20 protein-coding genes and 1 pseudogene are annotated in these 22818 nt (G+C 60.8%); 10 read left to right on the forward strand and 11 right to left on the reverse strand.

Annotated features, from left to right (window positions below; all coding sequences use genetic code 11):
* Window positions 1–327, forward strand: a 327-nt coding sequence (locus KGA83_RS22570) for a hypothetical protein (RefSeq protein WP_223530964.1), incomplete at its 5' end; no start/stop codon positions are given.
* A gap of 246 nt (window positions 328–573) precedes the next feature.
* Here KGA83_RS22570 and KGA83_RS22575 read toward each other — a convergent pair.
* Window positions 574–1026, reverse strand: a complete 453-nt coding sequence (locus KGA83_RS22575) for a hypothetical protein (protein WP_108216005.1) — start codon at window positions 1024–1026, stop codon at window positions 574–576.
* A gap of 323 nt (window positions 1027–1349) precedes the next feature.
* On the opposite strand from KGA83_RS22575, the gene KGA83_RS22580 reads away from it, so the two are divergent.
* Both KGA83_RS22580 and ppk2 read left to right on the forward strand, forming a co-directional pair.
* Window positions 1350–3071, forward strand: coding sequence for a SulP family inorganic anion transporter (locus KGA83_RS22580; protein ID WP_223530965.1), 1722 nt, complete (start codon window positions 1350–1352; stop codon window positions 3069–3071).
* Window positions 3072–3129: 58 nt separating this feature from the next.
* Window positions 3130–3948 carry a polyphosphate kinase 2 gene (gene ppk2 / locus KGA83_RS22585; protein ID WP_108216003.1) on the forward strand — a complete coding sequence of 273 codons (819 nt, stop codon included), beginning with the start codon at window positions 3130–3132 and terminating at the stop codon, window positions 3946–3948.
* A 49-nt stretch (window positions 3949–3997) separates the two neighbouring features.
* Here the strand turns inward: ppk2 and speF are convergent, their stop codons facing one another.
* Window positions 3998–6181 (reverse strand): ornithine decarboxylase SpeF, encoded by a 2184-nt coding sequence (gene speF / locus KGA83_RS22590; RefSeq protein WP_223530966.1) that lies wholly within the window; start codon window positions 6179–6181, stop codon window positions 3998–4000.
* Between the two features lie 427 nt (window positions 6182–6608).
* On the opposite strand from speF, the gene KGA83_RS22595 reads away from it, so the two are divergent.
* A complete protein-coding gene (locus tag KGA83_RS22595) occupies window positions 6609–7391 on the forward strand; it encodes a DeoR/GlpR family DNA-binding transcription regulator (RefSeq protein ID WP_223530967.1) in 783 nt (260 codons plus the stop codon).
* Window positions 7392–7584: 193 nt separating this feature from the next.
* Here KGA83_RS22595 and KGA83_RS22600 read toward each other — a convergent pair whose 3' ends face one another.
* The 4 genes from KGA83_RS22600 to KGA83_RS22615 all read right to left on the reverse strand — a co-directional run bounded on the left by KGA83_RS22600 (window position 7585) and on the right by KGA83_RS22615 (window position 12709).
* Window positions 7585–8880 carry an NAD(P)/FAD-dependent oxidoreductase gene (locus tag KGA83_RS22600; RefSeq protein ID WP_108216000.1) on the reverse strand — a complete coding sequence of 432 codons (1296 nt, stop codon included), beginning with the start codon at window positions 8878–8880 and terminating at the stop codon, window positions 7585–7587.
* Window positions 8881–9506: 626 nt separating this feature from the next.
* Window positions 9507–10406, reverse strand: coding sequence for a bestrophin family protein (locus tag KGA83_RS22605; RefSeq protein WP_115948325.1), 900 nt, complete (start codon window positions 10404–10406; stop codon window positions 9507–9509).
* Between the two features lie 5 nt (window positions 10407–10411).
* Window positions 10412–11410: a GTP 3',8-cyclase MoaA gene (moaA, locus tag KGA83_RS22610; RefSeq protein ID WP_108215998.1), complete on the reverse strand. Its 999-nt coding sequence runs from the start codon at window positions 11408–11410 to the stop codon at window positions 10412–10414.
* 447 nt (window positions 11411–11857) lie between these two features.
* On the reverse strand, window positions 11858–12709 hold the full coding sequence (locus tag KGA83_RS22615; RefSeq protein WP_223530968.1) for a CAP domain-containing protein: 852 nt from the start codon (window positions 12707–12709) through the stop codon (window positions 11858–11860).
* Between the two features lie 142 nt (window positions 12710–12851).
* On the opposite strand from KGA83_RS22615, the gene KGA83_RS22620 reads away from it, so the two are divergent.
* The 5 genes from KGA83_RS22620 to KGA83_RS22640 all read left to right on the forward strand — a co-directional run bounded on the left by KGA83_RS22620 (window position 12852) and on the right by KGA83_RS22640 (window position 17266).
* Window positions 12852–13472, forward strand: a complete 621-nt coding sequence (locus KGA83_RS22620) for a cell wall hydrolase (protein WP_223530969.1) — start codon at window positions 12852–12854, stop codon at window positions 13470–13472.
* Window positions 13473–13671: 199 nt separating this feature from the next.
* Complete coding sequence (locus KGA83_RS22625; RefSeq protein ID WP_108215995.1) at window positions 13672–14649, forward strand: NAD-dependent epimerase; 978 nt, start codon at window positions 13672–13674, stop codon at window positions 14647–14649.
* A gap of 47 nt (window positions 14650–14696) precedes the next feature.
* Window positions 14697–15437: a glycosyltransferase family 2 protein gene (locus tag KGA83_RS22630; RefSeq protein WP_108215994.1), complete on the forward strand. Its 741-nt coding sequence runs from the start codon at window positions 14697–14699 to the stop codon at window positions 15435–15437.
* Window positions 15434–15712 carry a lipid-A-disaccharide synthase N-terminal domain-containing protein gene (locus KGA83_RS22635; protein WP_108215993.1) on the forward strand — a complete coding sequence of 93 codons (279 nt, stop codon included), beginning with the start codon at window positions 15434–15436 and terminating at the stop codon, window positions 15710–15712. Before KGA83_RS22630 ends, KGA83_RS22635 begins: the two co-directional genes overlap by 4 nt.
* A 3-nt stretch (window positions 15713–15715) precedes the next feature.
* The gene (locus KGA83_RS22640; RefSeq protein WP_108215992.1) at window positions 15716–17266 is read left to right on the forward strand and encodes an ArnT family glycosyltransferase; all 1551 of its coding nucleotides are present in this window, start codon (window positions 15716–15718) and stop codon (window positions 17264–17266) included.
* Between the two features lie 223 nt (window positions 17267–17489).
* On the opposite strand, the gene ahr is transcribed toward KGA83_RS22640, so the two are convergent.
* From ahr to KGA83_RS22655, 3 genes are all read right to left on the reverse strand, one after another.
* Complete coding sequence (ahr, locus tag KGA83_RS22645) at window positions 17490–18521, reverse strand: NADPH-dependent aldehyde reductase Ahr (RefSeq protein ID WP_115947425.1); 1032 nt, start codon at window positions 18519–18521, stop codon at window positions 17490–17492.
* 135 nt (window positions 18522–18656) lie between these two features.
* On the reverse strand, window positions 18657–19538 hold the full coding sequence (locus KGA83_RS22650) for an NmrA family NAD(P)-binding protein (protein WP_223530970.1): 882 nt from the start codon (window positions 19536–19538) through the stop codon (window positions 18657–18659).
* Between the two features lie 35 nt (window positions 19539–19573).
* Window positions 19574–20215, reverse strand: a complete 642-nt coding sequence (locus KGA83_RS22655; RefSeq protein WP_223530971.1) for an HD domain-containing protein — start codon at window positions 20213–20215, stop codon at window positions 19574–19576.
* 123 nt (window positions 20216–20338) lie between these two features.
* Between KGA83_RS22655 and KGA83_RS22660 the strand changes: the two genes are divergently transcribed.
* Window positions 20339–21358: a GlxA family transcriptional regulator gene (locus KGA83_RS22660; RefSeq protein WP_108215988.1), complete on the forward strand. Its 1020-nt coding sequence runs from the start codon at window positions 20339–20341 to the stop codon at window positions 21356–21358.
* A gap of 59 nt (window positions 21359–21417) precedes the next feature.
* On the opposite strand, the gene KGA83_RS22665 is transcribed toward KGA83_RS22660, so the two are convergent.
* Together KGA83_RS22665 and KGA83_RS22670 are read right to left on the reverse strand one after the other, a co-directional pair.
* Window positions 21418–22185, reverse strand: coding sequence for a metallophosphoesterase (locus KGA83_RS22665; RefSeq protein ID WP_223530972.1), 768 nt, complete (start codon window positions 22183–22185; stop codon window positions 21418–21420).
* 359 nt (window positions 22186–22544) lie between these two features.
* Window positions 22545–22814 (reverse strand): annotated as a pseudogene (locus KGA83_RS22670) (aldehyde dehydrogenase family protein); the annotation flags it as partial.
* Window positions 22815–22818: the final 4 nt, after the last annotated feature.

Below are 22818 nucleotides of genomic sequence, written 5' to 3' on the forward strand. Positions count from 1 at the left end.
GGTAACGGCGGCGGAAACGGTGGAGGCCACGGCGGCGGTATGGGTGGCGGACACGCCGGTACGGGCCACTCCGGCAGTAACGGCCGCGGCAACGGGCTGGACAGCGACCATGCTGGCAAATCCGTGCGCGACCGTGGCCTGAGCGGGAACCACTACGGTAGTGAGCGCAATGACGATAACGGTCATGGCACCACGACCTCAGGCCTCGCCCACTCCGATACCCGTGGCGTCGCCAAGGCCAGCGCTATTTCGGCCTCGACGCCAGGTGATCACAACACCAAAGGCTTGAGTAAAGCCGGGCTGTCGACCTCGAAAAAATCCCATTGAGTTCGCGGTTGTAGACATCAGTTTCTGAAAAGCCAAAAACCCGCTGAAAGGCGGGTTTTTTGCATTTGGAATTTGATCGCCGGACATTACACGGACACGCAAAAGCGCCAGGACGTTATCAGTGAGTAATGACAGGTTCGTGACCGCAGCTTCTACCGGCTCCATCTGCACTCACCAGACGCCACCGCTCGCACCGGACAACCGATGGCACGAGCGGCATCGAGGGTCGGCCTGAATGGGTCGCAGCTATTTCGCTAACATTTCAGCCTTGATATCCCCGCAAAAAATATCGACGTTGCCATCGGTCGCAGCCGTGCGCACGACCACCGAATACTTGCCGTCAAGCAGGGTCTGCAACGGCACAGGTGCGGTTCTGGTAAAAGACCAGCCGCGTACGGCTTGGCGTTCGGTGTTGACGGTGTCGTTCATCGCGTAGGCGACTGACCCGGGTTGCTGGCAGCTGCCGTTATTGATGAAAGAGTAAAGACGCAAGGGCAGGATAACCCCGGTTGGAACACCGCTGACGAAGAAACTCAGCCCGGTTTTCTTGTCCCAGTCCGTCAACGTGACGGTGCCGATCTGACCGGCGTTTTGCCGGGTTGCGACCAGGGGAACGTTCACGCCGTGGGTCGATGAGGTGGTGCAACCGAACAGGCTTGCCGCAACCATGAGTGCCGCCAGTGAGGTTTTGAGCTTCATTGCCAAACTCCTGAGCTGAAGAACTGCAATGGGGGGAGTTAGCGGGTATAGCTCATTTATCGCTTTCATGACGTCGTCCATACAAGGCTTTCCCTTTTTGACCGGTGATGGCGGGGCGTCTGCCCCCTTCGCCAGCCATTGGGCGGCGTAGCCGTGCAAACCGGCTACATTTGTAACTGGTCGAGCCTGCGTGGACTGCCTGCCGGTACACGCGCTTCGCTGCCGATGAAGGTTTGCAGTGGTTACGCGTGCAGTTAAAGGATTGTGCGGTCAGTTGAGTCTACTCATCATCCGCATGGGACGATTTACGACTGGAGCGACTCATGAATCAACAAGGCAGCCATCCGCAAGAGCGCGGTCCTGGCACTCCGCCGCGGGGTACCTTGCGCAGCCTGTTGATCCCGCAATGGCTCGGCAGTTATCGGCCAGACTGGCTGCGAGGCGATGTGGTCGCCGGGCTGACGGCAGCGGCCGTGGTCATTCCCAAGGCGCTGGCGTACGCCACCATTGCCGGTCTGCCGGTGCAGGTCGGGCTGTACACGGCGCTGGTGCCGATGGTGATCTACGCCGTGCTCGGCACCTCGCGCCCGCTCAGTGTCAGCACCACGACCACCCTGGCCATTCTCGCCGGTTCCGCCTTGGGCCAGATCAGCCCCGATGGCGATGCGGCGACCTTGCTCGCGGGTTCCGCCACGCTGGCCCTGATGGTGGGCGCGATCCTGATCGTCGCGGGATTGCTGCGCCTGGGTTTCGTCGCCAATTTCATTTCCGAGCCGGTGCTGGTGGGCTTCAAGGCCGGCATCGGCGTGGTCATCGTGCTCGACCAGCTACCCAAATTGCTCGGTACTCACATCGACAAAGGTGGCTTCCTGCACAATCTGCTGGCCACGGTTCAGAGCATCGGTCATGCCTCGCTGCCCACCGTGGCGGTCGGTGTGTCCATGGTCTTGCTGCTGGTCGGCATGAAGCGTTTTACGCCGCGGCTGCCCGCACCGTTGATTGCGGTGGCGCTGGGCATCCTTGGCATGAGCCTGTTTGGCCTGGAGAGCTTTGGTGTGTCCGCCGTCGGCCTGGTGCCGATCGGATTGCCCGCGCCGACCCTGCCGGTATGGTCGCTGGCCGAAACCCTGTGGCCTTCGGCGATGGGTATCGCGCTGATGAGTTTCACCGAAACCATCGCGGCGGGGCGCGCGTTCGCCCGCAGTGACGAGCCCGCGCCACAACCGAACCGGGAGCTGCTGGCCACCGGCGTTGCCAACATCGGCGGCGCATTTCTCGGGGCCATGGTCGCCGGTGGCGGGACCACCCAAACGGCGGTGAACCGTTTGGCCGGTGCCCGTTCGCAACTGGCCGCACTGGTCACCGCAGCACTCGCTTTGGGCACTTGCCTGCTGCTGGCGCCGCTGATTGGCCTGATGCCCAATGCCACGCTCGCTGCCGTGGTGATTGTGTATTCGGTGGGCCTGATCGAGCCGGCGGAATTTCGCGAGATCCTGTCGGTTCGCCGTACCGAATTTGCCTGGGCCGTGGTGGCGATGATCGGCGTGATGCTGTTGGGCACGCTGCAAGGGATCGTCGTGGCGATTATCGTCTCGTTATTGGCACTGGCCTATCAAGTCTCGGACCCACCCGTGCACATCCTCGGGCGCAAACCCGGCACCAATGTGTACCGGCCGCAGTCCGCCGACCACGTCGATGACGAACACTTTGACGGGCTGCTGTTGCTTCGGCCTGAAGGGCGGATTTTTTTCGCCAACGCCCAGCGTATCGGCATGAAGATGCGACCCCTGATCGAAGATGCAAGGCCCTCCGTGGTGATACTGGACCTGCGCAGCGTGTTCGATCTGGAGTACACCGCCCTGAAAATGCTCACCGGAGCAGAACAGCAACTGCGGGAAAAAGGCATTTCACTGTGGCTGGTGGGCATGAGCCCGGGCGTATGGGACATGGTCATCAAGGCACCGTTGGGCCATACGTTGGGCGAGGCGCGCATGTTCCTGAATCTGGAGCAGGCGGTTGAACACTACCAGCGCAGTCGAGGCTGAATGAACGCGGCCGGGCGCACTCCGGACGCTGTGTGACGCATTGAAGGAGATAACGGGCATGGCAAAGAAGAAGGCTGCACCGAAAAGCAAACCGGTCGAAGGCGACAAGCTCAAGAACAAGGTGTATCTCGAGGAACTGGCGAAGCTGCACGTCGAGCTGGTCAAGTTGCAGGAGTGGGTGCAGCACACGGGCGCGAAGATTTGCATCATCTTCGAGGGCCGTGATGGCGCCGGCAAGGGCGGGACCATCAAGGCGCTGACCGAACGGGTCAGTCCGCGGGTGTTCCGGGTGATGGCGCTGCCGGCGCCGACCGACCGGGAAAAAAGCCAGATGTATTTGCAACGTTATCTGCCGCACCTGCCGGCGGCCGGTGAAGTGGTGATCTTCGATCGCAGCTGGTACAACCGCGCCGGGGTCGAGCGGGTCATGGGCTTTTGCAGCGAGGAGCAGGTGCGCACGTTTCTTACCGTGGCGCCGCGTGTCGAGCAGGCACTGGTCGAATCGGGAATCATCCTGATCAAGTACTGGCTTGAGGTGAGTCAGGAGGAACAGACCCGACGCCTCAAGGCGCGTATCACCGACGGGCGCAAGATCTGGAAGCTGTCGCCCATGGACCTCAAGTCCTACAACCGCTGGTACGACTACTCCCGTGCCCGGGACGACATGTTCAAGTACACCGACACCAAATTCGCCCCTTGGCGAGTCGCCAACTCCAATGACAAGCGACGGGCGCGACTGAACATCATCAGTGATGTGCTCAAAAGCATTCCTTACGAGGAAGTACCTCGGGCGACAGTGAAGCTGCCCAAACGGCAAGGTCCCGGTAAGTACCGGGAGCCGGACTATCCGTTCAAGTTCATTGCGGAAAAATTCTGATCGATGCGTTGGGCAGGAACCGGCCCCCGCCGGCTCCTGCCGCCTGCCATCAGGCCTTGATCACGTACCCATACGCCCGGGTGCGACCGCCTTCCTGCTGCAGGTACACCCCCTGCAACTCCGGCGTGAAACCGGGCAAGCGGTTGATGCCTTCTTCCAGGGCCAGGAAGTACTTCAACACCGCGCCACCCCAGATCTCCCCGGGCACCACGCACAACACCCCCGGCGGATAAGGCAGCGCGCCCTCGGCCGCGATACGCCCGTCCGCGTCCGCCAGCGCCACCAGTTCGACGTTGCCACGAATGTACTCGATTTGCGCTTGCTGCGGGTTCATGGCCTTTTTCGGGAAGTGTGCCTTGCGGAACATGTCCTTCTGCAACTGCTGCACGTTGTGGCTGCGATACAGGTCGTGCATTTCCTGGCAGAGCTGGCGGATGGTGTAGTCGCGGTAGCGTTCCTGGTGCTGCGCGTAGATGGCCGGCAGCACCCGGCTCATCGGTGCGTCTTCGCTGATGAAGCGTTCGAAGCGGGCGATCTGTGCGGCCAGGTGGGTCATCTTCGCCCAGTCTTCGGCCGGCGTGAGCAGGAACAGGATCGAGTTGAGGTCGCACTTTTCCGGGACGATGCCGTTCTCGCGCAGGAAGTTGGCCAGGATGCCGGCGTGAATGCCGAAGTCGGTGTAGCTGCCGTCCACCGGGTCGATGCCCGGCGTGGTGAACAGCAACTTGCACGGGTCGATGAAGTACTGCTTCTCGGCGTAGCCGGCAAAGGCGTGCCAGCGGTCCTTGGGATGGAACTCGAAGAAGCGGATGTCGCTGGCGATTTCTTCCGTTGGATAGTCCTCCCACGCACGCCCTTCAATGGTATCCGGCACGAACGGGCGGACCAGGGTGCAGGCTTCGAGGATCAGCTTGCGCGCTTCGATACCGAACTTCACGCAGTCTTCCCACAGACGCAGGCCACTGCGGCCGGAGTGAATGCGCGCATTCACATCCAGTGAGGCGAACAGCGGGTAGAACGGGCTGGTGGACGCCTGGGCCATGAAGGCGTTGTTGAGCCGGTGATGGTTGCAATAGCGCGCCTGGCCTTTGATGTGCCGGTCTTTCTTGTGGATTTGCGAGGCCTGGGAAAAACCGGCCTGCTGTTTGTGCACTGATTGCGTGACGAAGATGCCCGGGTCGTTCTCGTTGAGGTCGAGCAACAGCGGCGAGCAGTCTTTCATCATCGGAATGAACTGTTCGTAGCCGACCCACGCCGAGTCGAACAGGATGTAGTCACACAGTTTGCCGATGCGGTCGACCACTTGCCGGGCGTTGTACACGGTACCGTCATAGGTGCCCAGTTGAATGATCGCCAGGCGAAACGGCCGTGGCAGTTGCGCCTTGTCCGGGGCGACTTCGGCGATCAGCTCGCGCAGATAGTTTTCTTCGAAACAGTGGGCGTCGATGCCGCCGATGAAGCCATAAGGGTTGCGCGCGGTTTCCAGATAGACCGGCGTGGCACCGGCCTGCAACAAGGCGCCCTGGTGATTGGACTTGTGGTTGTTGCGGTCGAACAGCACCAGGTCGCCCGGGGTCAACAGGGCGTTGGTCACCACCTTGTTCGAGGCCGAGGTGCCGTTGAGCACGAAGTAGGTCTTGTCGGCGTTGAACACTTGCGCGGCGTGTTTCTGTGCCAGCAGTGCCGGGCCTTCGTGGATCAGCAGGTCGCCGAGCTTGACGTCGGCGTTGCACATGTCGGCGCGAAACAGCGTCTCGCCGAAGAAGTCGAAAAACTGCCGGCCGGCCGGGTGCTTGCGAAAGAACTGGCCGCCCTGGTGACCGGGGCAGGCAAAGGTCGCGTTGGCGGCTTCGGTGTAGTGTTTGAGCGCATCGAAGAACGGCGGCAGCAGGCTTTCTTCATAGGCCTTGGCGGCGGTCTCCAGTTGGTTACCGTGGTATTCGACGTTGCTGGGGGACAGGTCGAAGATGCCGTTCACTTGCAACAGCACGTCATTGAGGTGTTTGTAGACTTCCCGGGGGTGGGTGCTGGTGCCGGGGGACGCCACCAGGAAAATCGGGATATCAAAACCGGTGCGCTGAATGGCGTCGAGGGATCCGGCCAACACATCATTGACCGACACCACGGCCACGGCGACGTCGGTGAAGTCGGTGTGACCGAGCGGGACCACCTCCCGGGCGTTCAGGAAACAAGTGGATGCGCCTTCACTGGCGGCGATTTTCAGGGCTTTCATCGGTGGTGTCTCCTGGCGGGCACTCAATTGTCCGCCGCTTTTTTAGAGATCAACTTCCGGGGGAGTCTTCCAGTTCCCCTGATCGGAAATCGTGACACCACTGTTTATAGAGCATATTCCTGATCTGTCAGGCTTTTTACCACGACCTTGCACCTCTTGACGCCTCACGACCTGTCGGTCAGGCGTGAACCAGTGCAATCGTGAACGAGACCACGATCATGCACGCAAAGGCAAAATTGATATTCATGAAGTTTCCATCCAAAACATGAGTGACGGCGCCATCTTGAACAGGTCACAGGAAAATGAAAAATTCGGCGTAATGATTTGAAAGATCGAAAAAAATGATACCTGGCCGGTTCGTTGTTTTTGCGCAGGGCTGCAGATACTCTCGGGTAACACGCAATTAAACGCATAAACGAGCAAAAACATGCACGACAACCATTCTGCAGCCGAACTTCCGTCAGTGCGCCGGCAAAAGATCCTGTTGATCCTCGAACGTGACGGCAAGGTCATGGCCTCGGAGTTGAGCCAGCATTTCGGGGTGTCCGAAGACACCATCCGCCGCGATCTGGCGGAGCTGGCCAGCGCCGGCCTGGTACAGCGGGTGCACGGCGGGGCGTTGCCGCGGCCCAAGGATACGGGTAAGGACTATTTCACCCGGATCAGTGAAACCGATGAAGTGAAAACCCATCTGGCGCAACTGGCCGCGCAACGGGTGCAGGACGGTCAGATCGTGGTGTTCGATTCCGGCACCACCACCTTGCAGATCGCGCGCTCGCTGCCGGCGGACATCACCATCACCGCGATCACCGCATCGCCGATGACGGCCATTACCCTGTCCGAATACCAAGGCATCAAGGTGATCCTGGCCGGCGGTCAGCTCAACCCGGCGACGATGTCGGCCAGCGGCCACGAAACCCTGCGGCTGCTGGCGGGCATCAAGGCCGACCTGTTGTTTACCGGGGTCTGCGCGATACACCCGCAGGTGGGCTTGAGCTCACTGCATTTTGATGAAGTGCCGGTGAAACAGGCGATGCTCGACTGTGCTTCCCACGTGATCGCCGTCACCACCGCAGACAAACTCGGTGCGGTGGAGCCCTTTGTCGTCGCGCCTTGCAACCGCGTGCACACGCTGATCACCGAACGGCATGTGGCGTCAGGCAATGTCGAGGATTACCGGGCGCTGGGGATCGAGGTGGCGCAGGCTTGAGCATTTTTTGCTGGTAGATGTATTGAATGTAGCGGCCCCTTCGCGGGCAAGTCGGATCGCCGCACCGCCGCTCCCACAGGGATCGATGTCGACCACAAATATCGAGGCCGGAAAACAACCCCTGTAGGAGCGGGCTTGCCCGCGAAGGGGCCGGAACAAACAACATCCATGTTGAATGTATTGGCCAACAATCTCAGCGCAATCGCTCAAGCATCTGGTAGTACCACATGCCCGCGGCGAGCATCGGGTTGCCGAGCAGGTCGCCCATGGGCACACGGATGTGCTGGCAGGCGGCGAAGGTGTCGAACTGCTCCAGTTGCCCGGTGATCGCCCGGCCCATGATTTCGCCCATGATGTGGGTGGTGGCGATGCCGTGGCCGGAGTAGCCCTGGCAATACCAGACGTTGTCCGAGAGCTTGCCCAGTTGCGGGATACGGTTGATCACGATGCCCATCGCGCAGCTCCACTGGTAGTCGATGGCCACGCCTTTGAGCGCCGGGAAGGTCTGCTCGATGCACGGGCGCAGCTCGGCGGCGATGTCGCGCGAATCCTTGCCGCTGTAGTTGGCGCCGCCACCGAACAACAGGCGACCGTCAGCGGTCAGGCGGTAGTAGTCGAGTACGAAACGGCAGTCGTAGACCGCCAGGTCTTCGGGGTTGATCTGTCTGGCCAGATCGCCCAGCGGCGCGGTGGTGACGATGCCGCCCATGGCCGGGAAAATCTTGCCCTTGAGCTTGCCCGGTTCCAGCTTGTGGTAGACGTCGCCGGCCAGCAGCACCTGATTGGCGTCGATCTGCCCGTGGGCGGTGCGTATGCCGGGGCGCTTGTGAAGGCCATCGCCATGGATGATCTCCAGCACTTCGCTGTTCTCGAAGATCAACGCACCGAGGCTCTCGGCTGCGCGGGCTTCGCCGATGCACAGGTTCAACGGATGCAGGTGCATGTTGCGGGTGTTCTTGATCGCGCCGTGGTAGAGGTCGCTTTGCAGCAGGTCGCGCACCTGGCTGCGGTCGAGCAGACTGACCTCATCGCCCATGCCCCGGCGCACCGCCTCGTCGTAATCCTTGCGCAAGCCGTCCATGTGCGCGGGTTTGTACGCGGCGTGCAGGTGGCCGTGCTTGAGGTCGCAGGCGATGCCGTATTTTTCCACGCGCTGCCGGATGATCTGGTGTCCGCGCCAGCGCAGGTTCCAGATGAAGTCGTCGACTTCATCGCCTATGGTGCGGCGCATCTGTTTGCGCATGGCTTCGTCGCCCGACAGGCTGCCGGTGACCTGGCCGCCATTGCGCCCGGTGGCGCCCCAGCCGATCTTGTGGCTTTCGACGATGGCGACCTTCAGGCCTTTTTCCGCCAGCTCGACGGCGCTGGCCACGCCGGTGAATCCGCCGCCGATGATCACCACGTCAACCCGGTGCTGGCCTTGCAGCGTTGGGTAGTCGGTGTCTTGGTCGAGGGTGGCGGTGTAGTAAGAATTGCAACGTTGAGTCATGTCGGTGTCCACGCAGAATTGAAAGAAGCTCAATGCCGGTCAGTCAACGTGCGCAACTTGTAGGAGCTGGCTTGCATACGCTGAGCAAACGCAGGGATAGCGAAAGGAAGGGGCTCGCCGATCAGGCGAGCAGGGCGCTATCCGGCGGACGTGCGGAGTGACGCAGTTTGGAGCGGCGCAGGGCCATGGGCAGGTTGACGATGCGCTTCATGCAATGCCGTCCACGGCCAGCAGCGAGGCGGCCAGGTTCGAGAGTTTCAGCAGTTGCTGTTCTGATGGCAAAGTACGCATGGCGCAGGTTTCCGGCGGCGCAAATCGTCGGTGGCGAGTAGCACAAGCCATCCGGGGATGGCTGGATACTAGGGAGGAATGTGACGCGTGTAAATGTTTGATTCAGAACATCAGGTGCACCACTCAATAGAGATGTTTGCAGACAGTCCGCAATCGCGAGCAGGCTCGCTCCTACAGTTTTGATCTTCAGTGCACGCTAATCCCGCGCCTGGCTACAGTCCCCTGTGGGAGCGAGCCTGCTCGCGAAGAGGCCGGCACATTCAACAGAGATGTTGCCTGACCCACTGCTTTCGCGAGCAGGCTCGCTCCCACAGGTTTTGTGTGTTTCCGGAGTCTCAGTTCAACACAAAATCCACCGGCTCCAGTTGTGGCGGCAGTTCCGTCACACCCAGCGCGGCCAACACATCACGCTCGATGTTGCGCACGATGGCGTCGGTGGGCAGGTCGTTTTCGTCGCGGCCGAAGGGGTCTTCCAGTTCATCGGCAATCGCATCCAGGCCGAAAAAGGTGTAGCTGACAATCGCGGTGAAAATCGGTGTCAGCCAGCCCAGGGGTTCGGCCATGGCGAACGGCAGGAGGATGCAGAACAGGTAGATGGTGCGGTGCAGCAACAGGGTGTAGGGAAACGGCAGTGGAGTGTTCTTGATCCGTTCACAGACCGCCTGCGCGTGGGTCAGGCCTGTCAGGTGGTTGGCCATGAGCGTGTAGCGCCAGTCGTTGATCGCCCCGGACTCGTTGAGTGCCGAGCACTGTTGGCCGACCTGCATCAGTATCTGCCCACTGACGTCCGTGGAGTTGCCCTTGGGCATCGGCTGCAGCCAGTCGCCACTGGCGGCCAGTTCGTTTTCCTGGCGCAGCCGCGCATTGAGGGCATGGGCAAAGCCGCACAGGTTGCTGAGGACCGTGTGTCGCTCATCCGTGTCTTTGATGGCCAGGGTTTCACGAATCATCGAGCGGACTTCCACGATCACATCGCCCCACGCCTTGCGCGCTTCATACCAGCGGTCGTAGCAGGCGTTGTTGCGAAAGCTCATGAAGATCGACAACGACAAACCCAGCAGCGTGAAGGGCGTGGCGCTGACCTTGGAAAAGTAGCTGGGGTGCAAGGTTTCGATGAGCACGATGGCCGCGGCGAGCAACGTCACCATCAGGCTGCGCCAGGCAATGCGCTTGGCAATCGAACCCTTGAGGGACGTCAGCACGCCGATCAGGTTGGGTTTGGGTCTGACGATCATGGGGTTCAGCCGCCCGTCATGTTCATGAAGCGAATGACCTGAACATCGTCGTTCACTTCGAAGTTGTGTCGATAAGGCTTGAGTTTCATCGCCTCGATAATGGCTTTTTCCAGGCGTTCGGGCTGTCCGGGGTGGCTGCGCAACACAGCCTTGAGATCCACTGCGTGCTCATTGCCCAGGCACAGCAGTAGACGTCCTTCCACGGTCAGTCGCACCCGGTTGCAGGTGCCGCAAAAGTTGTGGCTGTGAGGTGAGATGAACCCCAGGCGAATCTGCGGCGCCTCGGCCAGGCGCCAGTAGCGCGACGGACCCTGGGTCGACTCGGCGGAATCAATCAAAGTGTAGCGTTCGGCGATGCGTTCGCGGACCTGGCTGCTTGCGAAAAACGATTCGGCGCGGCTGTGTTCGTCGATGGTGCCCAACGGCATTTCCTCGATGAAGGAGATGTCGAGGTTACGGTCGATGGCGAAGCTCACTAGATCATTGATCTCATGGTCGTTGCGGCCTTTCATCACCACGCAATTGAGCTTGGTGTTGCGAAATCCCGCCTGGTTGGCCGCGTCGATGCCCTTGATCACCTGCGCCAGATCACCGGTGCGAGTCAGTTCGCGAAAGCGTTGCGGGTCCAGGCAGTCGAGGCTGATGTTGAGGCGCTTGACCCCGGCCTCGAACAACGGCTCGGCCAGTTTGGCCAACTGCGAACCATTGGTGGTCATGCACAGTTCACGCAGGCCGGGCAGGGCGGCGATCTTCTCGCACAGTTGCACCACGCCCGGACGGATCAGCGGCTCACCTCCGGTCAGGCGGATCTTGCGGGTGCCCAGCGCCACGAAGCTTTGTGCCAGTTGATAAATCTCTTCCAGCGTCAACACCCGTTGGCGCGGCAGAAACTGCATGTCCTCGGCCATGCAATACACGCAACGGAAATCGCAGCGGTCGGTGACCGATATCCGCAGATAGTCCACGCGCCGGGAGAAGCCATCGATCAAGACTCGTTCTGACATGATTTTCTTTCTTGGCACGGCACACATTGAATGAGTATCCGCAAAACCTGTAGGAGCGAGCCTGCTCGCGATGGTCGTTAACGATTACGCGCGCTTTCTGGTTAAACGCGGTGTCCTTGGGACCATCGCGAGCAGGCTCGCTCCTACAGTTACGGATTACGTTGTTTGCGGACTTGTTGAGCGCAGGCTAAGAGCAACTTTGACGGGCGTCCAATCACTATTGATGACCGGGTGATCGACCGGATCTATGATGAACTGTAATCCTGATGTACACGGTCTGGAGCCACTACGTGGACCAGCCCTCTGTAGGAGCAGCCGGTCGACGCTCGATTGCTCACGAAGAACGTCAACGATAACGCGTGCTGCCTGATTGAACGCATTGCCCAAATGTTCTTCGCGAGCAATCGAGCGTCGACCGGCTGCTCCTACAGGGACTTCGGTTTTTGGTTACTGCGCGCCAAACATCGCCGTCCAGTAAATCCCCGCATCGCTCTTCGGATCGGTCGCATACGCCGCGCCCAATTCACGGAACTGCGGGTTCATCAGGTTGGCGCAGTGACCGGGGCTGGTCAGCCAGCCTTCGACCACCTTGCGTACGCTGTCCTGCCCGGCGGCGATGTTTTCGCCGATCTGCTGGAAGTCGTAGCCAGCCAGTTCCGCGCGGTCGCCCGGGGTGCGGCCATCGCGGTCCTTGTGGTCGAAGTAGTTGTTGTTGGCCATGGAGCGCGAGTGGGTTTCGGCGGCCGTGCCCAGCGTGGCGTTCCAGGCCAGCGGCGCGGTCGCATTGAACGACTGGGCGCCGCACTGACGCGGCTTGGCCCGTGCCGCGTTGAGTTCGATGAGCAACTTCTGGCCCTCGGTCTGCCAGTCGCCCAGGTGTGAACTCAGCAGTGGCCGCGCCACGACGATGCGCCACTGATTGTCCTGGCGGCTGACGCCGACATCGACGAATTGCGGGTCGAGGACGATCTGGCAAAAGCTCTCCTGAATCGCTTTCATCGCCGAGGCCGCATCGCGGGGTCCGGACAGGCTGATGGCCTGCACATTCTTCATGGGGTAACCCGCAGTGGCCATGGCCTGCTGCAGATTGCCGATGCTCGAGGCGGTCAGCACCAGGCGCGGGTCGGCCGACAGCGGCGGCAACTCCGCTGAGACCTGGCCGGCACAGCGCTGCAGTTGGCTGCGGTAAACGTTGATCGATTCGATCAATTGCGCTTCGTCCGCCGCCATAGCGTTAGCGGCCAATACCAGGCCCAGAGACAAACCGGCCAAACGCATTGCGGATGAGATGAAACCCATGAAAATCCCCCTTGAGCAGATGGCACCCATGATGCGCGAAGTTGCCCCGTCTAAGACAACGGAATTATCCAGAGTGTAGTGGGCCGGGTGAAATCATTTCACTACTACACTGAATCGAATCGCTCACCGAGTGACACCGACCATGCGCCTCGACTGGATCGCCAGCTGCCTAGCCTTCACGTTGCTTGCTGGCCCGGTGTCCGCTACGGATCAAGAACAGAAACAGCAAGCGGCCGAGAACAAGGCCGAGGTGCTGGAACAGAAAGCCGCCGAGAATAAAGACCCCGCACCGGCACCGAAGGCTGAAGCGATTACCCCGTCCGAAGTCCAGGCCGTCGACCCGGCGGGGGCCGCGCCGCTGGACGACGCGATCACGTGCCTGGCCCGCTCCATTTACTGGGAAGCCAGGGGCAGGGACTCCGCCGACATGGAGGCGGTGGCCAACGTGGTCATGAATCGCCTGGGGCACGAGGGCTTTCCGGACACGGTGTGCAAAGTGGTCAAACAGGGTTCGCAGACCAAGAGTTGCCAGTTTTCCTGGTGGTGTGACGGCAAGTCCGATTCGGTCCAGGAAGAGGTGCCTTATGCGATGGCCAAGGAAATCGCGCGCAAGGCCCTGAACAAGGAGCTGCCGGACCGCACCCAGGGTGCCCTGTATTTCCATGATCGTACCGTCAAGCCGGATTGGGCCACGCAATACATCAAGACCGTGGATATCGGCTTGTTCCGGTTTTATAAACCACGTGACGATTCGGCCAGATAGTAGCGGTTGATTCGGCCAAATATTGTTTTTTTGCTGAGGTCGCGCACGGGGTTATCGAAACTGAAATGTTTCTGTTTTATAAGCTTCACAACGAAACCGTGCGCGAATGACGCCATAAGCAGGAGCTGAATATGAAGCTGACAAGGGTCTGGATCAGTAATCTCGCGCCGATCGCGGCGCAGTCGCAGGCGTGCGTCCAATGACCGTTCTGGTCACCGGTGCAGCCGGTTTCATCGGTTTTCATACGGTCCAGCGCTTGTGCCGCGAGGGTCAGGACGTTGTCGGTATCGACAACCTCAACGACTACTACGACGTGGAACTCAAGCATGCACGCCTCAAGGTGCTGGAGGCTTTGCCGGGCTTTCGCTTCCGGAAAATGGACATCGTCGACAAACCGGCCCTGATGAGCCTGTTTCAAGAATACCGTTTTACCGAGGTGGTGCACCTGGCCGCTCAGGCCGGGGTGCGCTATTCGCTGGACAACCCGGATGTCTATGGGCAATCGAACCTGGTGGGGTTCCTCAATGTTCTGGAAGCCTGTCGGCACCATCGCCCCGAGCATCTGATCTACGCCTCGAGCAGTTCGGTGTACGGCACCAACAGCAAGATGCCGTTCAGTGTCGAGGACCCTGTCGAACATCCCGTTTCGCTGTACGCCGCCAGCAAGCGCGCCAATGAACTGTTGGCCGAAAGTTACTGCCACTTGTATGGCCTGAAAGCCAGTGGCCTGCGCTTTTTTACCGTCTACGGTCCATGGGGTCGCCCGGACATGGCACTGTTCAAGTTTACCGACGCCATCCTCAAAGACCTGCCCATCGACATTTACAACCAGGGGCAGATGTCGCGCGACTTTACCTACGTCGACGACATTGTCGAAGGTATCGCCCGACTACGCCCAAGGCCTCCGGTGCCGCAAGGCTCCGTCACCGGGGTAAACCGGCTCTTCAACATCGGGCGTGGCATGCCGGTGGCGTTGCTGGATTTCGTCGACTGCCTGGAATCCGCCCTGGGCTTGCAAGCCCGGCGCAACTACATGCCGATGCAGGCCGGTGATGTGGTCAAGACCTGGGCCGATGTCTCGGCACTGGCCGAGTGGGTGGGCTTCAGCCCGCAAGTGACGCTCGAAACCGGCGTTGGCGAGTTTGTGAAGTGGTATCGGCAGTTCTATCAGATTTGAAGCGTTCGCCTCTGATCTCGAAAAATCAAAAGGGCGAGAGAGACCCCATGAGCCAAGACATTTTTGTATCCGTACTGATCCCCGCCAAGAACGAAGCGAACAACCTCAAGCCATTGCTTGAGGAAATCCGCGTCGCATTGGCCGCTGAATCGTACGAAATCATCGTCGTCGACGATGGCAGCACCGATTCGACCCTGCATGAACTGCGGCAGATCCGCCACGACGGCTTGAACACTTTGCGCATCCTGCATCACGAGCGCTCGCTGGGGCAGAGCACTTCGCTGTACCACGCCGCGCAGGAGGCCCGCGGGCAATGGCTGGCGACCCTCGATGGCGACGGCCAGAACGACCCGGCGGACATCCCCGGCATGCTGGCGCTGGTGCGCGGCGAACCGGGCCAGGTCGATGTGCAACTGGTCGCCGGGCATCGGGTCAATCGCCGTGATACGGCGAGCAAGCGCTACGCCTCGCGGTTCGCCAACAACCTGCGCCGCCGCCTGCTCAAGGACGCCACCCCGGACACCGGTTGCGGCCTGAAGCTGATCGAGCGTGCGGCGTTCTTGCGCCTGCCGTACTTCGACCACATGCATCGCTACATTCCGGCGCTGATCCAGCGCCATAACGGCCGCATGATCGTCCATCCGGTCAACCACCGGCCGCGCACGGCCGGGGTGTCGAAATACGGCAACCTCGACCGCGCCCTGGTCGGCATTCTCGATTTGTTCGGCGTCTGGTGGCTGATCAAGCGCACGCGGCTGAACACCATTGCCCAGGAGATCGAAGGATGACGTTGACTCGTGAAACCCTGTGGCTGCTGGTCGGCTTTGCGGGGCAGGTGGCCTTTACCGGGCGGTTTGTCCTGCAGTGGCTGTACAGCGAGTACAAGAAGCGCAGCGTGATCCCGACCAACTTCTGGTACCTGAGCATCGTCGGCAGCACCTTGTTGCTCGCCTACGCCATTTATCGCCAGGACCCGGTGTTCATCGCCGGGCAGGCGTTTGGCTCCATCGTCTATTTTCGCAACCTGCAATTGATTGCCAAAAGCAGAAGCGTGAAGGAATAAACCATGCGTAGATCATTGTCGCCCAGGGTCGAATGCCTGGGCCTGATGCTGCTTGCCCTGCTGTTGATCGGCGCGGGGCTGGGGTTGCGCCAGGCACAGAATGTGGACGAGGAGCGCTTCCTTGGCGTCGCACTGGAGATGCTGCAAAACGGCTCGTGGCTGATCCCGCACCGGGCCGCCGAGATCTACGGCGACAAGCCGCCGATTTTCATGTGGACGGTGGCGTTCTTCACCTGGCTGACCGGCAAGCCGAACATCGCCCTTTATATCCCGGGGCTGTTTTCGGCCGTGACGGTCACGGCGATGGTCTATGACCTGGGTCGTCGCCTGTGGACCCAGCGCACCGGGCGCAATGCCGCGCTGTTGTACCTGGCGACGTACCAGACCTACAGCATCCTGCGCACCGGCCAGATCGACAGCTTGTTGATTCTGTTCACCTCCCTGGGCCTGTACGGTCTGGCGCGGCACCTGCTGCTGGGACCTGCGTGGCGCTGGTTTTACGCGGGCTGCGCAGCGATGGGCATTGGCGTGATCACCAAGGGTGTGGGTTTCTTGCCGGCGCTGTTGCTGATTCCGTACGCCTATGCGGTGCGCAAGGACTGGCCCGGTGTGGTGGCCATGCCCGGCGAGGCGCGCAAGTGGTTGCTGGGGTTGGTGGTGATGCTGGCAGCGATTGCGATCTGGCTGTTGCCGTTGGCCTTGTCCATCATCGTCAATGGCAGCGCTGACGAAATTGCCTATGCGCGGGAGATCCTCCTGCACCAGACCGCGGGCCGTTATGCCGCCGCGTGGCATCACCGCGAACCGTTCTGGTACTTTTTCACCAACGTGATTCCGCAGTACTGGCTACCGCTGGTGCTGGTGCTGCCATGGCTGGTGCCCGCCTGGCGCCGGCAGTTGCAAAAACGTGACGGCCGGGTCCTGGTATTGCTCGGTTGGGTACTGCTGGTGGTGCTGTTTTTCTGCATCAGCACGGGCAAGCGCAAGTTGTACATCTACCCGGCGCTGCCTGGGCTGGTGCTGGTCGCCGCACCGTTGATCCCGTGGCTGCTCAAGCGCTGGTTCAAAAGGCACCCGCGTTTGCGTCGGGTGTTCCCGGCATTGGTGGCGACCTGGTTCGTGCTGTGGTTCGCCCGTGGTTTCATCGAACCGCTCAAGGAAGGCACCAATATAGATCAGGTGCTCATGACCCAGGCGGCATCCATGACCCAAGGCGCCGATCTGGTGCTGGTCAACTGGGAGGAAGGGCACTGGTTGTTCGCCCGTCAGCCGATCGTGCATTTCGGCATGGATTACTCCTCCGTCGAGAAGGCTGCGCAGTATCTGCGCGAACACCCCAAGGCCTACGCTCTGGTGCCGGATGACGTGCTCAACCAGTGCTTCAAACCCGAAGCGGCCCGTGAACTGGGCGAAAACTCACGGGCGAACTGGTCGATCGCAGGCGCGGATGCCGACAACGGCAAATGCCTCCCGCAAGAGGCCGGCAAAGCCTACCGGTTCACCTGGAATGACCCGCACATGCCAGCGCTGCCGGCGCAGGTGGCCAATCCCTGAGGGCAAAAAAAGGGCCGCTTGAATAATCGCAATGCTGTTCGGTTAAGGAAGTTGTAGGAGCGAGCTTGCTCGCGATGAACCTGAGAACACCGCGGGGTATCAGGTTTGCAGCGTCATCGTTGACGTTCATCGCGAGCAAGCTCGCTCCTACAGAGGACCACATTCGCTTAACTGAACAGCATTACGCTTGAACAAGCGGCCCTTTCTCTTCGTTCGTCGCCTGTCACTGACTGGCATCCAGCACCACACGGTAGCGCGCCTTGCCGCTGCGCAAATGATCGATGGCTTCGTTGATCCGGCTCATGGGAAACATCTCGACCTGCGGCAGGATCTGATGGCGGGCGCAGAACTCCAGCATCATCGCGGTGTTGGCCGGTGAGCCGACCGGTGAGGCGGACAAGACTTTTTGCTGGGGAATCAGGTTGAACACGTGCACCGGGATGGCGTCGGGCACGACACCGACAAAGTGCAGGCGACCCTTGCCGCGCAGGGTGGCGAGCATGGCGGTCCAGTCGAGGTTGGCGTTAGCGGTGACCAGGAGAAAATCCAGGGTGCCGGCAATGGCATTGAGCGCATCCGTGTCGGTCGAGGCGACCACCTTGTGCGCACCCAGGCGCCTGGCTTCGTCCTGCTTGCTCAGCGATGAAGTGAAGGCGGTGACTTCGCAGCCCCAGGCGTTGAGGAAGCGCAGCGCCAGGTGACCGAGGCCGCCGATGCCTACCACGCCGACCCGGTCAGTGGGCTTGATGCCGAATTCCACCAGCGGGTTGAACACGGTCGAGCCGGCACAGAACAACGGCCCGGCCATCGCCGGATCGAGCCCGGCCGGGATCGGCAAGGCCCAGGCCCAGTGCGAGCGAATGCGGTCGGCAAAGCCGCCGTTGCTGCCGATGATGGTCGGTTGCACGGTGCGACACAGGTTATGCGAGCCTTCGATGCACGACGTGCAATGCATGCAACTGCCCTTGTACCAACCGATGCCCACTCGTTGGCCCATTTCCAGGCCACGAACCTGGTCGCCCACCCGCACGATACGGCCGACCACCTCGTGGCCGGGAATAAAGGGGTAGCTACTGATGCCCCAGTCGTTGTCGATCAGCGACTGGTCGGAGTGGCAGACGCCGCAATACTCCACGGCGACTTCCACCTCATCGCTGCCCAGCGGGCCGGGATCGTAGCTGAAGGGTTCCAGTGGCGCGCCTGCTGCCGTGGCGGCCCAGCCGGTAAAGGTGGTGAGTTCGCTGCTGTCGTTCATGGGATACCTCCAGATCAGACGTCAGGGATCTTGGCCGCTAGGGTGCGGCGGAGCGAGGAAAGTGTAGCGGGTTGCCGGCGTTGCATCGGGCGCGAGCGTTGATACTTGAACACTCGACGCATACGCCCGCCACGGTCACTGTTCGAACAATTGGCGATTGGCCCGTACGAAGTCAGCCACCGTTTGCGGTGCTTGACCGGTTACTTGCCCGATCACGCCATCCACTCCGGAAAAGATCCCGTTCTGGTAATCGACCGCCACCGCCAGGAAGTGCTGGATGACAAATTCCGGCAGATCGTAGGTCTGCAGGTGCTGGCGATACTCCTCCAGCGTCGACGGACTGTAGGTGATGGTGCGGCCGACGATGGCGCTGATTTCCTCGGCAATTTGCTGATGGCTCAGTTCGACGGGACCGCACAACGGGTAGGTCTTGCCGATATGGCCGGACGGCTGGGTCAGGAGCCTGGCGATCACACGGGCCTGGTCTTCGGCGGCAATCGGTGCGTGCCGCCCGCTACCGTACGGTAGCGTTATTTTGTTTTCCTTGACGATCTGATCCAGCACCCACGGAAAAATCAGCCATTCGGAAAAGAACGTCGGGCGAATGTGCACCACTGGCACGCCCGACCAGTCGAGTACGCGTTCGGCAATCCAGTGGTCGCGGGCTGCGTGGCTCAGCGAGTCTTCGCGGGCGGAGATCTGCGACATTTCCACCACCACCTCGACGCCTGCGCGCCGTGCGGCATCGGCAAAGTAGGCGGTCGCCTGAATGTAGCCGGGGCGAACCGGGTAGCACAGGTACGCGCCGGTCACGCCATCCATGGCGCGCAAGATGTCGTCATGTTCCAGCAGGTCGCCGACAAAGATTTCGGCGCCCTCGTTCTGCAAGGCGGCACTGCGTTCGTCCAGTTGATGCACGAAGGCGCGCACTGCATGACCTTCATTGAGCAGATGACGGACGGCATATACGCCGGTTTTACCGGTTGCTCCGGTGATGAGGTATTTACGTGGCTGCATGATGGGTTCTCTCACTGTAATAAACGGGAAGTGGATCAGCTGTCGAAGGGTGCGTTGTCGATCAGGTCGCAGACATTCGGGCAATCAAAGCCATGGACATGGCGGCGCCCGACATCGGCGAGCCCGGTACCAATGGCCGTATGGGGTTTGTTCCTGGCCACTTCGGCAACGGCCTGGGTGAAGGCCGCTTTCATGCCGATGCGGGGGTAAAGCGCGAGCGTGTCGTCGACCAGCGAAGGGGTGATTTCATCCAGGTGCAGGCCCATGACATCGACATGGGCGCCCAGATAGATCAGGGCGATTTCCGGTTGTTTGCGGTCGGCGATGCCGGCGCTGGAGTGCAGGGCAATCGCATCCCAGACCTGTTCAGCTTTCGCCTGCGCATAACCGTTGGCCAGGAGAAAATGACGGGCGGCATCGGCGCCATCGACTTCAAAGCGCTGGTCGGCGGCAAACTCGGGCGTCAGCCCCAAATCGTGCAGCAGTGCCGCGAGGTAGACCGCTTCCCGGTCGTACTTAAAGCCCCGGCGCTGGCCAAGGAATTCGGCAAACCACCATGTCCGGTGCACATGATGCAAAAGCGCCCTGGAATGGACGCGTTCCACGAGCGATGCGGCTTTGCGGGCCAGCTCGGAGTCTGGAGCGCTGAAGCCGCCAATGTTGATGGGTGTATTCATGGTGCCTCCCGGGAATGACGTTGACTTGCCATTCACTCTAGGGATTCGCCGCGTGGCGCAATTGACTATTTACGGATGATTTGTGCCAATATTGGCACCTCGAACGTGCAGGAGTCCGCCGTGATGAGCAAGAAAAAACCCGACCATGCATTGAGGGGCCGTACACCAAGACGCGTGGTGATTCTGGGGTTGCCACCCGTCGACGGGCTCGACGTCATCGGCCCGGCCGAGGTGTTTTCCCTGGCGAACACTCTGCACGACGGAGCCTTCGCGCCCTACGTGCTTGAACTGGTCTGCGCGGGCGTCGACCCGCAAATGGCCAGCAGCACTGGCATCGGGCTCATGGCGCACACGACCCTCGAGCACGAGCGGCGTGCCGACAAGACCATCGACACGCTGATCGTGGCGACGGGCTGGCAGGCAATCGATCGACTGGACGGGGCGGCCATCGAATGGATTCGCACGAGGTCCGAAAGCGTACGACGGGTGTGCTCGATCTGTGTCGGCGCGTTTGCCCTGGCAGACGCAGGGCTGCTGGACGGGCGCCGGGCGACGACGCACTGGCGCATGGCACGTGATCTTGCCGAGCGTTATCCCAAGGTGCAGGTCGATCCGAATCCGATCTGGATCAAGGACGACAACGTCTATACCTCGGCCGGCATCTCGGCGGGCATCGACCTTGCCTTGGCGCTGGTCAGCGAAGACCTGGGGGATGACGTTGCGCTGGACATCGCGAAAAACCTGGTGCTGTTCCTGCGCCGTCCTGGTGGGCAGGCGCAGTTCAGTGTCGCCCTGCAATCGCAGCAGGTGCCCGGTTCTAATCTGGATGAGCTGTGCCACTGGATCAGTGAGCACCTGAGTTCACAGCTGACCGTGGAAATCCTCGCAGATCGCTTTGCTACCAGTGTCCGAACCTTGATCCGGATTTTTCAACGCGAGTTGCAGACCACCCCGGCCAAGTACGTTGAAGACGTTCGGCTGGAAGCCGCGTGCCGGGAGCTCGAACTGGGTGGGCGGTCGATGGAGGAGGTCGCACGCCGATGCGGTTATCACAGCATTGACGTACTGAGGAAGGTTTTCGTCCGGCGCCTTGGCGTGAGTCCCAGGGAGTACGCGCAACGTTTCGCGCCAGACGTGGGGTAGGGACTTTCGGAGAATGTCGGACTGTTCGAGGCGCTGCAGCTGTTGATCTGAGCGTTACCTCAGAACTCCAGATCGATCACCAAGGCTTCATCGAAATCAGGATTTTCATTGATGCCATTTTTGGCATAGCCCCGTGGGTTGCAGATCACGCGGGTGTTGCCCACCCGATAATCGAAGCTGCCATGGGTATGGCCATGCAGCCACAGTGCCGGCTGCCAGTCTTTGATCCGCGCTTCGAGGTCCGAGACAAAGCTTGAGTTGATCGGTGAACCGGCAAAGGTCGGGCTGATGCTTGACCGGGTCGGGGCGAAATGCGAGACCACCACCGTGGGTGTGCTGCTGTCGCGGGTGAAGCAGTCTTCCAGCCAGGCGACGGTCTGCAGAAACACCAGTTGGGAAATGGCCGGCGTGAACAGGTCGGGGAAATCGGGGGCGATCCTGATGTGGCTGAAGTCACGGATCAGTTGGGTCGCCAGATCGATGCCCAGCGCCCGATCCTCGGGGCTATCGAGCAGACGATAGTCAGACCACAAGGTGCAACCGAGAAAACGCACGCCATCGTGGACGTACTCCGAACGTTCCAGTACGTGGATCTGTGTGTCTTGCGCCAAGCTGTTCAACTGTTCGTAGGTGGAGACCAGGTCACTGCCATAAAACTCGTGATTGCCCGCTACGTACAGCAGCGGAACCGGGCACGCCCTGGCCCACTCGATGGCCTTGGCCGGCCGGGCGATGTCCCCGGCGAGTACGACAATATCGGCATCCACGGCGGGAAAAGGGATCGCGTTGACGGACAGGTGCATGTCGGACAGCAAGGCGATGCGCATGGATCAACTCCGGCGTTTCTTGAAGGGCAGGTCAATCAAGTTACGCGTTGATAACTCGTTGTCACAAGCCTGCTTTACGCCACGCCGAAAATCCACTGTGTGCGAGTCTGCTCGCGAAGAGGCCGGCACATTCAATAGAGATGTTGACTGATCCACCGCTATCGCGAGCAGGCTCGCTCCTACAGTTTTGATCTTCAGTGAACGCCAATCCCACGGCTGGTCACAATCCCTGTGGGAGCGGCGGTGTGGCGATCCGACTTGCCCGCGAAGAGGCCAGCACATTCAACAGGAATATTGGCAGACAGACCGCCTTCGTCGGATCGCCGCCCGGAGCAAGCCCGCTCCCACAGTTGACCTGTTTACTTCAAGTACCACCCCCAAGGCTGGTCACTGACGTACTCGGTCACCTGCTTGACCTCCAGATAATTGTGCAATCCCCATTGCCCCAGCTCGCGGCCGATGCCGCTGTGCTTCATTCCTCCCCAGGGCGCCTCGACGAAGGTCGGTTGCGAGCAGTTGACCCAGACGATCCCGGCGCGTAGCTGGTTGGCAACCCGGGCGGTGCTGCTGTGGCCCGGCTCGTCGAAAATTGCCGGCTCGACGAAGTAACCTTCGCGCAAGTGCGTCGGGGGC

This window comes from Pseudomonas sp. GL-R-19 (assembly GCF_019956375.1).
Taxonomy (GTDB): domain Bacteria; phylum Pseudomonadota; class Gammaproteobacteria; order Pseudomonadales; family Pseudomonadaceae; genus Aquipseudomonas.